This window comes from candidate division KSB1 bacterium, assembly GCA_034506335.1.
Taxonomy (GTDB): domain Bacteria; phylum Zhuqueibacterota; class Zhuqueibacteria; order JANLFK01; family Oleimicrobiaceae; genus Oleimicrobium.
On record JAPDPR010000001.1, the window covers coordinates 210,229 to 225,512 of the forward strand.

Genomic DNA, 15,284 nt, shown 5'->3' on the forward strand with positions numbered 1-15,284 from the left:
GCGCGAGCGCGGCGTGCGTCCCGTGACCTGAGGAAGCGGGCCGGCCCCTACTTTGAGTGAACCCTTTTTTCGGCGTGCGGTGACCGGGCCATAAAGCTGCGGGCCGCCTCCATGAAGATGTCCAGATCACGGTCCAAGTTGTCCTGGATGCCGTCGAAGTACAGCACGCGAATGGGGAATCCCCCTAGGTCTCTGGATACGCGAGGGTAGACCGCCTCCGAAACGATGCCGTTCATGCAGCTAAATGGGCTCACGTCCACGACTGCCGCCGCGCCGTGCTCGTAGTACCAAATCGCCTTTCCCACGTTGAGGACCATCTCCCCTAACGCAGCCTCGGCAGGAAGATAGGGGCGGCTCCGCGCCAGGATCGCCCTGGTGTGCGGCGGCTCCTGCCGCAGGTGGTACTCATAGGCCAATGGCGCCAGGAGGGCGTGTTCGTCCGCGCGCATGATCGCCTGCCGCAGCCGATTGCCCATCATGGCCAATGACCACCTTCTCCCCTCCCGCCGCAAGCGCACTCGCTCTTCTTCGTTCGTGTACCACGCCCATTCCGCAACATCGGATATCCACACTTCGCCACCGAACTGTTCGATCCGGCGGATGACCTGGTTGTTGCTGAAGTCATTCAGGCGACAAAAGATTTCGCCTACTATGCCTACAAGAGGCCGGGGCTGGCTCATGTCCTTCGGCACTGCGCGAAGTAGGTCACGTGCTTCCTCCACTGAACCCACCACCAGCCGCCTATGCCCAGCCAGGGGGAGCCCTTGCTGGGACAAAGCACTGCACACGGAATCCAGAGCCTGGCGAAAAGCGCGCTCCGTGCTGCCCGGCTCACGCTCGTAGGGTCGGGTCATCAGGAGCAACTTGCGCAGGGCATCGGAGACCACCACCGCCCACCATGCGGTCCGCACCAGCCGGCGCGCGTGCCTGCCGATGCTCGCGTAGCCGTCTGCACTGGTGGGCGAGAAAAGGTAGACTTCGCCCCATCCGAGCTCTTGGAGCACCTTGGCGATCAGGTGCCGATACTGACCAAAACGGCAGGGACCGTTGGAGGTAGGCATCATCAGTGCGGTCTTTTCCGGCACAAAGTCTGGCCGCTCGGCGATCTTCAGGATGTCGCCAAGGGTGACCAGCTCCGGCAGGCACTCGTCGCCCGTGGTGAAGCGGCGGGCAAGCTCGTAGGTGTGGGCGTCCCCCTCTGGAGTGGGCTCGGCCGCAAAACCCATCGAGCGGAATGCCGCTGCCATGGCACATGCCCCTTCATAGGACATGCGCGGGATGTACAGGGTACGCCCGGCTAGCGATTTTCCCCTACCGCCTGACATTGCCTCTGCCACCGACGCAACAGTCCAGCGCTATCCAGGAACGCCTCGCACCGGGTGAGCATCCCGGCGTCGTTGCCATGCCCATCAAACTGCAGCACCAAGTATGGCCTGCCCAACGCTTTTCCCACAAAGTGCTTGATGTAGGAATCCGGACCGCACTTGAAGTTCGTGATGTAGATTGCCTGAAGCCCGGTGTGGCCGGCGGCAAAGCGCGCCGCCCGGAGAATCCGCTGCCCATAGTGCCAGAACATGTTCTGGTGAATGTCGCCGATCGGGACGCCCCCCAGGTCCAGCGCATCCATGGGGATTACGTCAACCCCGTAGAGGGTGCGGAGCTTGCTGGCTACGGCCAGGTTCAGGGCAGGGTCGTGCAGGTTGTAGGGACGCCCGAGAAGGAGCACCGCCTTACCCCCATTGCGCAAGTGCGTTTCGACAAGTGGCATTGTCGCCCGGTGATAGCGCTCCACAAAACTGGCTTGGGCACGGTAGGCTGCCTCCACCGCGGCATCGCTCTGGCGCATGGAGGCCCCCAGACGACGTGCCACCTGACGAAGCGCGCGCTTCACCGCCTCCGGCCCATCCTTGAACCGAACTACCGGCCGCAAAATGCAACTCTCCCTATCCTCAAAGGCCGGCGCGTTGACTACCACCAGCGGCAACGTCTGACCCCAGGGGCATAGGTAGCACTCCGGCGAATCAGGTGTGGCCTTGACATTGATGACCGTGGGCAAGAAGACCATGTCCACCCCTGCTTGGAACAGGGCAGCCACGTGCCCATGAGCCACAAGGATAGGGAAGCACGGCTCGGCTACGGCGAGCTGCTCACCGAGCTCTGCCACGGAGCGGGTGGTGGCAGGCGAGACAACCACGTGCGCCCCGATAAAGGCAAGGTAGGTCCGCCAAAAGGGGAGTTGCTCGTGGAAGTACATCGCCATGGGTATGCCCACGGTCACCCCACGCCCATCGCACTCTGGGGTTTGCTCCATGAGAAGCTTCTGCCGGAGCGCGAAGAGGTCGGGCAGCCTCGGCTCTTGTTCAGTGCGGCGGGGCTTTCGGTAGCGCTCCGTGCACTTGTCCCCCCAGTAGCTCTTCTCGCCCCCAAAGTCGTACTCCTGCATCTGGCAATAGTTGGCGCAGCCCTTGCACGTGAAGTGGCGCACCCGCAGGGCGCCCGGCTCGAAACCCAAACCTCGGAATCGACTGGGCATCCCGGTGGCCTGCACTCTGTCCCTGGCAAGAAGGGCAGCGCCTATGGCCCCGAGCACACCGTTGAAAGGCGGCACAATGATGGGTTTGCCCACCACCTGCGCCAGTGCGGCTGCCACCGCATCGTTGTAGGCCGTTCCCCCTTGGAAAAAGATCACCTCGCCGACGCGGCGGTTTCTCACCACCCGGTGCAGATAGTTGTAGGCCACCGCATAGGCCAGACCCGCGGCAATGTCGGCCTTGGCCACTCCACGGCGGAGGAAGGCCGCTATGTCCTTCTCCATGAATACTGTGCAGCGCTCGCCGAGGCGGAGCGGGCGTTCGGCGGCAAAGGCCAGCTTCGCGAACTGCTCCACAATGCTGATGCCGAGTCGTTCGGCCTGCTCTTCCAAAAACGAACCAGTGCCGGCGGCACATGCCTCATTCATGGCAAAGTCCACCACGACCCCGTTGCGGATGGAGATAAACTTGGAGTCCTGGCCTCCTATCTCAAAGATAGTGTCCGGCCGGGGCAACTCGAAGCGGTCTGCCACAAAATTAGCTCCGACCGCGTGGGCCGTGATTTCATCGGCGATGACGTCGGCGGCCAGGAGCTCCCCAATGAGCTCACGCCCGGAACCGGTGGTGCCGAGCCCACGAACAGTGATTCGCTCCCCCAGCGAACGCTTTACTTGAGCCAAACACTCAGCCACCACCTCAATGGGGCGGGCATTGGTCTTGGTGTAGATGTCCATCAGCACCGTCCCGTGACCGTCGAGCAGCGCCAAGTTGGTGCTCACCGACCCGATGTCCAGCCCTAGGTACGCATCGACCGTTGAGGTAACGGCTGATGGTGCCTTGGCCTCAAGGTGGCGCATGGTTCGCACCTGGTCGCGTGACAAGCGCGGGGCAGACGACAGGGCAATTGATTCCCTCTCCACGCGAGGCCTGTGCGGGGGGGCCTGTTCTTGGCTCTGCCGCCAGGCCACAAGGGCACAACCGATCGCGGCATAGTGTGCAGCGAAGGGCGGTACGAAGAAACTCTCCGGGGCTAGCTCCAACGCCGCGCGCAAAGCCTCTGCCACCCCCTGGTTGAGAGCCACGCCGCCCACGAACGCGACCGCAGGACGCAAGGGGCGGCCGTGAATGATGGTGCCTTTGAAGTTTCTTGCCACCGCTTGGCAAAGACCCTTAAGCACCTCAGGTGGCCGGAAGCCGCGCTGCTGGGCGTGGATCATGTCCGATTTGGCAAACACCGAGCAGCGCCCGGCAATGGTAGCGGCGCGCGCGGCCGTGCTCACGAGCGCGCCGATCTCCTCGACCCGATAAAGGAGGCGACGGGCCTGTTGATCGATGAACGAGCCGGTCCCTGCGGCGCACTCTCCGTTTTGTGCATAATCGATTATGGACAGCCCAATCCCATCAGGCGATCCCTCCACAGCCAGGTAACGTGAGGAATCGCCGCCCATCTCCAAGATGGTGTGCACCTCCGGGAAGATGGCCACCACCCCCTCGGCGAGGGCGCGAAAATCGTTGAGTGTGGCAGCGCCCCATTCGCCGGCGAGCAACTGGGCTCCGCAGCCGGTCAAGGCGATGCCGCGTATCGCACTCAGGGGGAGCACGGCCTCCAGCGATCGCCGTAATTCCCTGCCGACCCGCGCCAACTCACCGAGCGTGGGCATAGCGGGCGAAAGGAAAAGAGGTGGCTTGGTGCTCTGGGGGAAGAGAAAAAACCCGCCTTGCCTCATCTGCTGCACAGGGGCATCGTCAAACCCATCGGTCACCAGCACCGCCATTTTGGCGCTGCTGGAGCCAATATCCATGCCCAGGTAAGCCGAAGGAAGGGGTGGCATCGCTTTCACCATGAAGCCTGATCAATGAGGGAGAAAAGAGAAGAGCACTCGCCGGGTGTTGACGAGATGAAGGCCCAGCATTTGGTCACGCTGTACCCGCCGGTTTGCTTGAGGCCGAGCATGCAAGCCGCGCCGCAATCAGTTCGGCAACTCGTTCCCCGCTAAGCAACATTCCGCCGAAAATGGGCCCCATGCGCGGTCCTCCGAGCACCGCGCCCACCGCCATTCCGGCCACGTAGACGCGAGGGTAGACCTCGCCTGTTTTTTCCACAACGAACTGCTCGCCGGCCTCTGCCGCCATCGCCTTCTCGCCCAACGCAGATCCGCTCGCCGTGCGCAGCGGTCCGACCTTGCGCTCGATGATGCGAGCCACTTCCGCTGCGTGCCCAGTGGCATCAACAATGAACTGAGAGCTCACCGCGATGGGGTCAACGTGCAGGCCAGCCTGTTCAATGGGCGTGCGGGTGATGACCAGCCCGCGCACTTCGTTCTCTACGCACAGCACGTCCTCCACACTGAACAGGTTAAGGATCTCCGCACCTGCGTCCTTGGCCGCTGCGCCAAGTTTGCACACACTCTCGATAGAGTCGGCAACGTAGTAGCCCGGGGCATAGGCCCTGTGCTTGATGCCGATCTCGGCCAGGATGCGTTGCGCAGCCTCCTGCACGACGATGACATTGCGGCCGATCCCGCCTCCCCACATGCCACCACCGAGACTCAGCCGCCGTTCGAACAGCGTGGTCTTGATACCCTTAGCAGCTAATCGCAAAGCAGCCATGAGCCCAGCAGGGCCACCGCCTACCACGGCCACCGTACTCTGCAACGCCGCTAAGAGCCGTTCTTCATAGGTGCGAATGATGGCTTCGCTGACTACCGTTTCGTTGATCTCCACGTCTACCCTCCGCCAAGTCCACACGACAAGCTGAAGAAAGATAAAGAAACAAAGCCATCGCATCAAGCGAAAAAAGTCACCTGAGCCTGATAGACACCAGCAAAAGCAATAGCAGGGAGAAGTACTCCCCCGATCGCGGTCCAAGACCGCACGCAGGCGAATGCTCTTCTGCAGGAACCGAAGAGGATCAGTCATCCCCCTGGAACCGCAAAGAGCCCGGGCTGACGTGCTGCCATGTGCGCGTTTCTTGGTCCCTTCTGGCGTGAAAGAACACAGAGCGGCCTGCGTTCACAGGGCCGCCTCACTAGCACCAATCTGCACCCGGCGGGTGAGTTGGGCATCGTAGTAGACCCGCAAGGCCCTTGGCGTGCTGTCCAGTAATGTCCGCGAGTAGCAGCATTCCCGCCTCATGCCTTCTGCCGCGTCGGCGAGTGCCTGCAGCTCCCGGATCAGGCCTTCCAGTCGATGTCTAATGACAAAAACTCTGCCGCCCTTGTTGTAGCTCCGCGACTTTACGCCCCTTCCAAGAAGAACAACCTGCTTGTGCTCCTACTGCCTCACCCTGTGTCCTTGCATTCCAACCGGTGTGCCACGGGCACGCCTCGCCAATCTGGCCTTTTTCGCCCCATGCCCCTCATGTCCGTGCAGTGCAACCATCGCCTTCTCGGCGCACCTTGTCGCCACGCTCCTTAGAAAACTGACGCCCACACTCACAAAAGCGCAAAGCATGCGTTGCCCCGTGCCCGTCATCTGTTTCCATTGGACGGAGAGAGGCATACTCTTTCCCGTTGCGCGTCGAGGCAGCCTCCAATGCCCTTACCTCTGCGCATCACAAACGGCAGGTATTCGGCTCAACCTTGCGAGTGGACTCCGCGAGCGCGGCAGTGAGTACCTACTCAGCCCTTCGACCTTGGCTCATCTCTGACAGCAGCAGACCGTGGCGCAGGCCGCGGGTGGTGACCCGCAACTCCGCAAAACCCAGTTCCGCCATAATCGCTTCGAAAACTGCGGCCCCCGCGACGATGACCGGCGCTCGGCGGGGGTGGAGCCCTGCCACTCGAGCGCGCGCCGCCAGGGGCAGAGCCTGCAACTTTCTCCGGAGCGCCTGCACTCGCTCCACGCTCAATACATGCCCGTCGATGCGCTGCGCATCATACCCGGCCAGTCTCAGGTCCACGGCCGCCAATGTGGTGACCGTACCGCCGACTCCTACCAGGATCTCTGCCGGCTCTTTCCTAGTCACCTCGGCTTTTCTTACTTCCGTACGCACATATTCCACAAGTCGTGCAACCTGCGCGTCGCTCGGTGGATCAGAGCTCAAGAAGCGTTCGCTGAGGCGGACGTGCCCGACCGTAATGCTGGTGAGGGCGACGATGCGCGCGGCCCTGCCTCGGATGATCTCTGTGCTCCCCCCGCCAGAGTCCACCACGCGGAGCACCTGCTGTGCCAAGGTGGGGTCACTTGCTACCCCAAGAAAGGTTCCCTCCGCCTCTTCTATCCCAGAGAGGATGCGCAGGGTGAGCCCCGTAGTGCGCTCGACATGCCAAACGAGTTCCTGGCCGTTGAGAGCGTCGCGTGCAGCACTCGTGGCAGCAAGGAGCACTCGCTCCGCACCCCTACGCTTCGCCATCTCCACCAACTCCTGCACCGCCTCTGCGGTCTCCCGGATTGCGCTCGCCTCCAGCACCCCTGTCCGTTCCATGCCGCGGCCAAGGCGGGTGATCCGCTCCGCCTCCTCCAAAACCCTCAACTGCATCCCCGTTCCCTTCTCGGCGACAAGGAGGAGGATGGAGTTGGTCCCAATGTCTATCGCCGCACCAATCATGCTCACGACCCTCTCTGACCTTTCAGCCGATGATAACAAATCAGGGCGAAACAAGCAAGAAAAAAACTCTTGACTATGCGGACGAAAATGTCTAAGTTGGCAATGGCACCACATCTAGGAGGAAGCCCGTGAAGATCGCCTTCTTGGGAGCAGCCGGTTCAGTCACTGGCTCCAAACATCTGTTGTCCGTCAACGGACGCCTCATCCTTCTTGACTGCGGCCTGGTACAGGGGCATCGCGCCGAGGCAGAAAGACAGAATCGCAATTTGCCCTTTGATGCGGAAGGAATCGACTGCGTGGTTCTTTCCCATGCCCACATTGACCATAGTGGGAATCTTCCCACCCTGGTTTCCCGAGGGTTTGACGGACCAATCTATTGCACGCCCGCCACTCGCGACCTGTGCAGCATCATGCTTCCGGACTCTGCTCACATTCAAGAGAAGGACGCGGAGTACGTCAACAAACGTCATCGGCGCAAGGGGCTGCCCCTGGTACGTCCCCTGTACGCGCTCCCCGAGGCTCTCGCGGTCTTGCCCCGGATGGTCTCGATCAGCTACGGCCGGCGGGTGGAACTCTTCCCGGGAATCCATTTGCAGTTTCTGGACGCCGGCCACATCCTTGGCTCGGCCATCACGGTGTTGGAGCTCAGGGAGAAGGGCCGGGAAGTGCGTCTCGCATTTACTGGCGACCTCGGGCGCCCCAACATGCCGCTCCTTCGGGACCCGGAGCAAGTTCGGGATGTCGACGTGCTCATCATTGAAAGCACTTATGGCGCGCGCTTGCACGAAAGGCCGGAGGAGATACCCGACCGGCTCGCCGACGTGATCAATCGCACCTACCAGCGCGGCGGCAAGATCATTGTCCCCGCTTTCTCGGTGGAAAGGACCCAGGAGGTGGTCTACTATCTCAACCAGCTCTGGCAAGAGCACCGAATTCCCGAAATCCCAGTCTTTGTGGATAGCCCCCTTTCGACCAGCGCCACGGCCATCTTTCGCATGCACCCAGAGTGCTTTGACCGTGAGACCTATGAGTTCATGCAACAGCACGAGGACCCATTCGGGTTCGAGCGGCTCCACTATGTGCGCGACCTTGAGGAGTCCAAGAGGCTGAACACCTTGCGCGAGCCGTGCATCATCATTTCTGCCTCAGGAATGTGCGAGACTGGGCGCATTCTCCATCATCTGAAAAACAATATCGAAAACCCGGCCAACACCATTCTCATCGTGGGCTTTATGGCGGAAAACACTTTGGGGCGACGCATCGTAGAACGGCAGGAGTGGGTCAAGATCTTTGGCGAGACCTATCGCCTGCGCGCCGAGGTGGTCATTATGAACGCCTTCAGTGCCCACGCGGACAGGGAGGAGCTGCTCGCCTATGTGCAAAACATGGACTTGAGTAGGCTTGGTCGAGTGTACGTGGTGCATGGGGAGGCTTCCCAGGCGGAGCCGTTTAGGCAAGCACTTAGTGCGCTGGTGGACGGGGAAGTGCGCGTCCCAGATCAGGGCGACGCGGTGGAATTGTGAAGATGCCGGCTATTCGGGCCTGGCCGTTACGGCTTTAGCTGTGGCCGAGTCGACCTGCGCCAACCGATGCAATACCGCCGCCTCCGGGCTATTAGCAAGCACCGCGATCATTTCGCGGCGATGGGCATCGACAAATTTGGCGGCGTGGTCGTTCTTCGGCTGCTGGCTTAGCAGGTTGACCAACAGATTCACCGCCTCAGCGCAATACTTCCTGGCCTGAGCATCATCTTCGCCCACGAGCGATAGACCGTAGAAGTAGTAGTCAACCATCTCGCGAAAGGGGCGATGGGCGTCACTGAGCAGGTCTTTCACGAGCTTCTCGCGCAGGTCCCACCCTTCGACGAAGCGGCCCAAGCCGTAGCGGGCGTGCTGGGCAATGTCCCGCGCCTTTTCGTAAAAGGGGGTGCCTTCCAGGGTACCGCGCTTATCGAATTCGCCGCCAAGGATGAGGTAGACGTAAAAATCGATCAAGTTTGTCAAGGGGAGCTGTTCGGGGTCATTCACTGAGATCTGTTCGCCGTGGGTGTACTTGAACCGGCAGCGTTTATCGAAGTACTGCAGGTCTTCGCCGTTGGACACCAACAGGTTCACGCTGTAGCGCTCTTCCGAACTGGTGCTATTGTCCTGGAGGAGGAACTCCATGTTCACGTGGATTTCGCCACCATAGTTCTTATCGTGCCAGTCGCGAGCACGGATGTAACTTTCCACGCGTTCGTGAAAATCGCGCATCCACTCCTGCTTTTCCAAAGGCAGGGTTTGGAGAATGGTCTTCACGCGTGGGACAACTTTCTGGGCAGAGGCCGGCATTACCCCTGCCAGGAAGATGACCACCAGGAGTGCCACCGTAATGGCGAGCCTTTGTGTCAAAGTCATGACCGTTCTCCTCTTGTGCACGCCCAGAACAAAGAGCTTTGCGTGGACGTCTACCGCCCTTAGGAAAAGTCGCCTGCGAGCGACTACCAAAAAAAGTTACCAGATTTTCGGGAGAATGTCAAGAGTTATGTTTGCTCTTTCTTGTTCAGGTTGCCGAGCTCGTGTCTTCGCCATCGTGCTTGCAGTCGGGGTGCTGCTCTGGGGTGCAGTGCCGGGCTATGCTGCCTTCGAGCATCTCAGCTGTGGCGCTGAACCTGCGGGTATGGCGGGCGCCTACGTAGGCTACGCTCGGGGCCCGGAGGCCATCCTCATCAATCCCGCTGGCGTCGCCGCCGCGGTGCGACCAGCCGGGCTAGTGAGCTACAGTCGGCCCTTCGGCCTCAAGGAATTGGATGCCAGCGGCATCAGTGCCCATTTGCCTTTGCGGGTTGGAGGGGTGGCCGTAGCCGCGCGTCTCTTTGGCCGGGCGCCGTACCAAGAGCAGGCATTCTCTGCCGGCGCCGGTTTTATCGTCACTCCACGCCTGTACGTGGGCGCGGCCGCACACTTGTTTCATCTGCGCATCACGTCCTACGGCGCGGCCTCGGCGTTGGGCATCGACCTGGGGCTGCTTGCCGCCGTCTCCCCCACCATCCACTGGGGCGTGAGCGTTCGCAACCTCAACCGGCCTCGTATCGGTGAGTGCCGGGAGCCACTACCGCAGGTCCTGGCGACTGGCCTCTGCATAACTCCCGTGATGCCCCTTGTGGTCACTTTCGACGTGGAGAAGGACGTGCGCTATCCGGCTGAGCTCCGTCTTGGCACCGCATACCGCCCGCTGCCGCCCCTGGTGGTCCGCTGCGGCCTGCAATCAAACCCGGGAAGGTTCGCTGCTGGGTTCGGTCTCTGGGTGGGTTTGGTGCGGATCGATTACGCCGCCTCATACCACTACGACCTGGGGATCACCCACTCGATGTCCCTGAGGATCGGCATGGAGTAACTGCGGATGTTTTTTCTCGTAGCCTACCTTCTCCGCCTCGCCGGGATTGTTGGGATGCGAATTGGGTACAAAGCCACCACGCGATGGCTCCTCTGTTTTTCCCTGTTCCTTGTCGCGACGGTCACCTACGGACAATTCGAGCCAGAGCAAGTCTTGGAACAAGAGGAGGACGTCTCTGAGAGCTCTGAGATAGCCGAGGTTCTGGCCAATTTGCGCGCGCACCCTTTGGACGTCAACCGCGCCACGGTGGCGGAGCTGCAGCAGCTGCCGTGGCTCAGCCCGCTTCTCGCCGCCAAGATCGTCGCCTTTCGCCGAGCACACGGTCGCATTCAGGTGCTGGACGAACTCCTGGAAATCCCCGAAATGGACGAATCGCTGCTGGAGACCATCGCCGACTACCTGATCGTCGTTCCCCCTGTCCCCAGCCCTTGGCAGGCAGAATTACGTCTGCGTGGCTCCACCCGCCTGGAGCGCTCGCGAGGCTTCCAGACAGGGGCCTTTCCCGGATCCCCAATAAAGACCTATGCGCGGTTGAGGTGGGGTTTGGGCAGCGCCATTCAGGGAGGTGGATTGCTCGAAAAAGACCCAGGGGAGCAACGGTTCGACGACTATGCAAACTTTTTTCTACAGGTTTCGCTCCCCTATGCCGCCACGCGGATAGTCCTCGGCCACTACCAGCTGGAGTTTGGGCAAGGCCTGGTCATGTGGAGTCCGTATGGACACGGCAAGGGGAGTGACCCTGGGGCAACTGCTGTCCGCAAGGCCCGTGGTCTGCGTCCGTACAGTTCCGCTGCTGAGTATGGTGGACTGCGCGGCTTGGCCGTGGAAAGCAGCATCGGTTCCCTGGCACTGACAGTTTTCGGTTCAAATCTTCCGTTGGACGCCACCATCGACGCCCAAGGCCAGGTCACCTCCTTTGACCAGACCGGCTACCATCGCACGCTGACGGAAAGGGCTAAACGACAAGCAGTGACGTCGGATGCTGTAGGAGGCCGCCTGGGTTATGGTGTGGGCCGGTTCAAAGCTGGCGTGACTTGGTACGGGGAGCGTTACAGCCGCCCCGTCAATCCGCCTGATTCGCTCCGCCGGCGATTTGCTTTTCGCGGCACACGCCATCACGTGGCAGGTGCGGACCTGAGCTTTACCCTCCCCTCGGCGCTGCTTTTTGCCGAGGCTGCACGCTCCTCCGGTGAGGGAAAGGCTCTGGTGTGCGGTCTGCTGTTGGAACTGCCACGGGTCAAACTAGTTGCTCACTACCGCGACTACGACCCCGACTTTTTCAATCCCTATGCCCTACCCTTTGCCAGTTCTATAGGGGTGACGGCTAACGAGCGGGGCTTTTACCTGGGCGGCCAGTGGCACCCAAGGGGTGGAACACGCCTTTCGTTCTACTTCGACAGCTACAAGATGCCGTGGCGCACCTATCACGTGCCGGTACCCGCCGAAGGGGAGGATGGTCTCCTCCAGCTCGAAAAGCGTCTCCTGCGCGGAACACTCGGTTTGTTCCGCCTCCGGTATGCACGCCGCACAGAGCTCACGAAAACGCTGGACCTTTGGTCGAGAGAAGTGGACGTGGTGGCGGACCAGACTCGCCTCTATGTGCGCCTCCAGGCACAGCTCGACGCCTCCGAGCATGTGTCGCTCCGTGGACGACTTGAAAAGAGCCATGTGCTCAGCGCGCCGCGTGGACTCACCCCGTGGCCCAAGAAGGAATCGGCAGGCATCCTCCTTTCCCAGGACCTCACCGTGAAGCTGCGCCGGAGATGGCAGTGTCAGTTTCGATTTCTGGTCTTTGACACCGACGACTACGACGCCCGCATATACGCTTATGAGGGCGATTTGCCCGGTGTATTGACCAACAGGGGTTTCAGCGGCCGGGGCTCTCACTGGTACGTGTTGCTGCGGGCGAGAGTGGCAGGGAAATCGTCTCTGGGGGTCAAACTAAGTAGCACGCACTACGACGACCGGGCCACCGTGGGCTCTGGCCTGGACGTAACCGAAGGCCCCAGTGCGCGTTCGTTATCCGTACAATTGGACGTGGGCGGATAGGCAATGTGGAGCAGGAGAGAAGAAAAATAGGTATTGACTTGTTCGTAGCGGATGTGTACATTTGCGAAAGGAAACTAATAAGGGCCGAGAAACCGCATGCTCGATAAACTTCTTTTTGCCTACTTGCAGGCGCGGGCCAAGCGCCTACTCTCTGACGAGCCACAGGACTTCTGGCACGAATTGGGTAGGGTCAAGACCGTCCTGGTGGCCTTGCCCAACCTCCCAGAAGAAACAAAAGCCCTGACGCGTACAGTGGAACGGATTGTGGAGCTCTTTGGTGTGAGCCACGTTCGATTTCTCTCGCGGCAGGGGCAGTCGCTACCTAAAGGGATAGAGGAGACGGCGTTGTGGGAGGTGAACCCCAATGAGTTGCGCTTCAAACGCTTCCCCAATCGCCGACTGTGGCAGAAGATTCACGCCCTGCGTGCGGACGCTTTCGTTGACTTGCACATGGAGTTTGACCTGCCGAGTGCGGCCATGGCCGTGGCGAGTGGTGCACGCGTACGCCTCTGTTTCGCGCACGAACGGCGAGACCCATTTTTTAATCTGCAGGTGCGGACGTCGCCAGAGCTCTCCCCTGCTAAACGCTTTGACAGGCTGATTACCCTGCTCGAGTCCTGCCGGGGGAGCGGAGACTCGGCATCGGCAAAGGAACCTGCCCGAGTCGCCAGGTGAACACCCGCTGCACCAAGGCCCTGCGCCTTGTGGAACTTGGCCATCTCGCCAGTGCTGCAGGGGCGCGCCGAGGCCTTACATGACAGGGGGGATCCTCAATTCTGCTGACTTAACCCGTTCAGCGTGGTCCCTGCTCAGCGCCAAAAGGGGGTGCCGAAAGGGCCCAAAGAGCAGGGCGCGTATTCCAGGAGCCACGTCGTAGGCTGCAAAGAGAACAATGTCTGACACAACCGTCCACGCATCGGAGCAGGTTGCCCTCCTTTCGGCCAAGGTGGCCGAGTTGGAGCTGGAGCTCGCCGCTCTTAGGGCGCAGTTGCATGACCTTCAGCTTCGCCATGCAGTGACCTCCTGTCTGAGCGACGATCTGGAGCTGTTGCCTACCCTGCGGTCCTTCCGACAGGCGATGGCCGCGTTTGTCCCTCACGCGGAGTTTGCAGTAGTGCTTCCCCATGGTGATGGAGGGCTATGCCTGCCCCTAGCAGATGAATCCTTGGGAAACCTCAACGTGTCAACCCTTGCCAGGACGGTAAGGCAACTTGCCCAGGCCATCGACGCAGCTCAAGTCGTGCATCTCGCCCCGAATGCCGCCGAAGAGCTACTACCTGCGCACCCAGACGAACAGCACGAGCTTTTGGTGGCGCCGCTACCAGAGCCAGGAAGTGCAGTCCAGGGTTTGCTCATTGTGGCACGAACGCCTATCATCGGATTCTCGCCCCACGATCGGGAGTTGGTGGCGGCTGCAGCGAGAGAGTTGGCTATCGTGCTCCGCAAGGTGACCGTGTTCACCCGAACACGAGAACTCTCGATCACCGATCCATTGACTGGCCTCTACAACCGGCGCCATTTGGAGGAGCGCCTGCGGCAAGAGGTGGCCCGTGCCTTGCGCTACTCGCACCCGCTCACGCTCCTGCTCATCGATATTGACCACTTCAAGGTTTACAACGACGTTAATGGTCATCTCGAGGGGGATCAGGCCCTGCGTCTCGTGGCGGCTCTGCTCCGCAGGCACACGCGTCAAGCTGACCTGGTGGCACGATTTGGGGGCGAGGAATTTGTCGTACTTCTGCCGGAGATCGACAGCACCGGTGGCAGGGCCGTGGGAGAAAAGTTGCGCCTGACCGTGGCCCAAAACCCGTTTCCCGGCGAAAAGGTACTACCCGGAGGCAAGCTGACTATATCGCTTGGCATCGCGACGTTACCCACCGATGCCGAGGAACCAATGCGGCTTTTGGACTTGGCTGATCGCGGCCTCTATCTCTCCAAGCAGCGGGGGAGAAACCGCTTATCGCACTTTCTTGATGAGGCCTGAGTGACATAGGCCCTTCGTTGCAACTGGGAATCAAACGCACTTCAGAAAGACATACTCTGTGCTGCTCACCAGGTAACCGCGAGGTGCACATGCGAGTCTGCGTCGATGCTGGACACGGCGGCCGGGACTCCGGAGCTGTGGGGACTAATCCGTTTACGCTCGAGGAGAAGACTGTCAACCTCGCTATCGCATTGCTCCTGGAACAGGAGTTGCGCGCCAGAGGGCATGAGGTGGTGATGACAAGGCGGCGTGACTGGTATGTCAGCCTCGAGGCCCGCGCCGATTTTGCCAACCGACTGGACGTTGACCTTTTCATAAGCGTCCACGCCAACGCCTCCTTCGATCCTGCCACTGAGGGGATGGAGGTATTTCACTTTCCAGGGGCAACAATTAGCAATCGCTATGGGCGCAGCATCCTCGGTTCCATGCTGCGCCGCTTTCCCGACCACCTGGACCGGGGCGTGAAGGAGGCTAACTTTGCGGTTCTCCGGCTTACGGACATGCCGGCGGTGCTGGTTGAGTGCGAATTCATCACTAATCCGCGACAGCTTCGATTTCTGGCTGCCCCGGACCGGCAGGCCGCGCTGGCAAGAGCAATCGCTGACGGGGTAACAGGGGCCTGAACCGTGTAGTTATCGAACCTCGTGCACCTCGGTAGCTAGCTCTGGTAGGGTGTCCCTCGTGCCGTACCAAGGCCTCTTGTGGCCGGCCGCTGAATGGCCTCTGGCGCGCTGCCGGTCTCGCAACGCTCTGTCCGGAGCTGCCGCGCCGAGGCGAAGGTTATGACCTTCGCGGG

At 60.9% G+C, this 15,284-nt stretch carries 11 protein-coding genes; 6 read left to right on the forward strand and 5 right to left on the reverse strand.

Annotated features, from left to right (window positions below):
* Positions 1-47: 47 nt before the first annotated feature.
* The 4 genes from ONB25_00920 to ONB25_00935 form a co-directional block, all read right to left on the reverse strand.
* Positions 48-1,325 carry a hypothetical protein gene (locus ONB25_00920; protein ID MDZ7391450.1) on the reverse strand — a complete coding sequence of 426 codons (1,278 nt, stop codon included), beginning with the start codon at positions 1,323-1,325 and terminating at the stop codon, positions 48-50.
* Entirely contained in the window at positions 1,298-4,375 is a 3,078-nt protein-coding gene (locus tag ONB25_00925) for an acyl-CoA dehydratase activase (protein ID MDZ7391451.1), read from the reverse strand. The genes ONB25_00920 and ONB25_00925 overlap by 28 nt, the downstream gene beginning before the upstream one ends.
* A 73-nt stretch (positions 4,376-4,448) precedes the next feature.
* Positions 4,449-5,255, reverse strand: coding sequence for a sulfide-dependent adenosine diphosphate thiazole synthase (locus tag ONB25_00930; GenBank protein MDZ7391452.1), 807 nt, complete (start codon positions 5,253-5,255; stop codon positions 4,449-4,451).
* Positions 5,256-6,147: 892 nt separating this feature from the next.
* Positions 6,148-7,080: a Ppx/GppA family phosphatase gene (locus ONB25_00935; protein ID MDZ7391453.1), complete on the reverse strand. Its 933-nt coding sequence runs from the start codon at positions 7,078-7,080 to the stop codon at positions 6,148-6,150.
* Positions 7,081-7,208: 128 nt separating this feature from the next.
* Here ONB25_00935 and ONB25_00940 point away from each other — a divergent pair, with 128 nt between their 5' ends.
* A complete protein-coding gene (locus ONB25_00940; GenBank protein ID MDZ7391454.1) occupies positions 7,209-8,603 on the forward strand; it encodes an MBL fold metallo-hydrolase in 1,395 nt (464 codons plus the stop codon).
* Between the two features lie 9 nt (positions 8,604-8,612).
* Here ONB25_00940 and ONB25_00945 read toward each other — a convergent pair whose 3' ends face one another.
* Positions 8,613-9,476, reverse strand: coding sequence for a DUF4835 family protein (locus ONB25_00945; GenBank protein MDZ7391455.1), 864 nt, complete (start codon positions 9,474-9,476; stop codon positions 8,613-8,615).
* 127 nt (positions 9,477-9,603) lie between these two features.
* On the opposite strand from ONB25_00945, the gene ONB25_00950 reads away from it, so the two are divergent.
* The 5 genes from ONB25_00950 (at position 9,604) to ONB25_00970 (ending at position 15,111) form a co-directional block, all read left to right on the forward strand.
* Positions 9,604-10,455 carry a hypothetical protein gene (locus ONB25_00950; GenBank protein MDZ7391456.1) on the forward strand — a complete coding sequence of 284 codons (852 nt, stop codon included), beginning with the start codon at positions 9,604-9,606 and terminating at the stop codon, positions 10,453-10,455.
* 6 nt (positions 10,456-10,461) lie between these two features.
* Positions 10,462-12,504 carry a helix-hairpin-helix domain-containing protein gene (locus ONB25_00955; GenBank protein MDZ7391457.1) on the forward strand — a complete coding sequence of 681 codons (2,043 nt, stop codon included), beginning with the start codon at positions 10,462-10,464 and terminating at the stop codon, positions 12,502-12,504.
* Positions 12,505-12,600: 96 nt separating this feature from the next.
* On the forward strand, positions 12,601-13,179 hold the full coding sequence (locus ONB25_00960; protein MDZ7391458.1) for a hypothetical protein: 579 nt from the start codon (positions 12,601-12,603) through the stop codon (positions 13,177-13,179).
* Positions 13,180-13,396: 217 nt separating this feature from the next.
* The gene (locus tag ONB25_00965; GenBank protein ID MDZ7391459.1) at positions 13,397-14,488 is read left to right on the forward strand and encodes a GGDEF domain-containing protein; all 1,092 of its coding nucleotides are present in this window, start codon (positions 13,397-13,399) and stop codon (positions 14,486-14,488) included.
* 89 nt (positions 14,489-14,577) lie between these two features.
* Positions 14,578-15,111, forward strand: coding sequence for an N-acetylmuramoyl-L-alanine amidase (locus ONB25_00970; protein MDZ7391460.1), 534 nt, complete (start codon positions 14,578-14,580; stop codon positions 15,109-15,111).
* Positions 15,112-15,284: the final 173 nt, after the last annotated feature.

Coding starts and splice junctions, on each gene's coding strand:
- ONB25_00920 (MDZ7391450.1), bottom strand. CDS start 1,325: ATGTCAGGCGGTAGGGGAAAATCGCTAGCCGGGCGTACCCTGTACATC.
- ONB25_00925 (MDZ7391451.1), bottom strand. CDS start 4,375: ATGGTGAAAGCGATGCCACCCCTTCCTTCGGCTTACCTGGGCATGGAT.
- ONB25_00935 (MDZ7391453.1), bottom strand. CDS start 7,080: ATGATTGGTGCGGCGATAGACATTGGGACCAACTCCATCCTCCTCCTT.
- ONB25_00945 (MDZ7391455.1), bottom strand. CDS start 9,476: ATGACTTTGACACAAAGGCTCGCCATTACGGTGGCACTCCTGGTGGTC.
- ONB25_00950 (MDZ7391456.1), top strand. CDS start 9,604: ATGTTTGCTCTTTCTTGTTCAGGTTGCCGAGCTCGTGTCTTCGCCATC.
- ONB25_00955 (MDZ7391457.1), top strand. CDS start 10,462: ATGTTTTTTCTCGTAGCCTACCTTCTCCGCCTCGCCGGGATTGTTGGG.
- ONB25_00960 (MDZ7391458.1), top strand. CDS start 12,601: ATGCTCGATAAACTTCTTTTTGCCTACTTGCAGGCGCGGGCCAAGCGC.
- ONB25_00965 (MDZ7391459.1), top strand. CDS start 13,397: ATGTCTGACACAACCGTCCACGCATCGGAGCAGGTTGCCCTCCTTTCG.
- ONB25_00970 (MDZ7391460.1), top strand. CDS start 14,578: ATGCGAGTCTGCGTCGATGCTGGACACGGCGGCCGGGACTCCGGAGCT.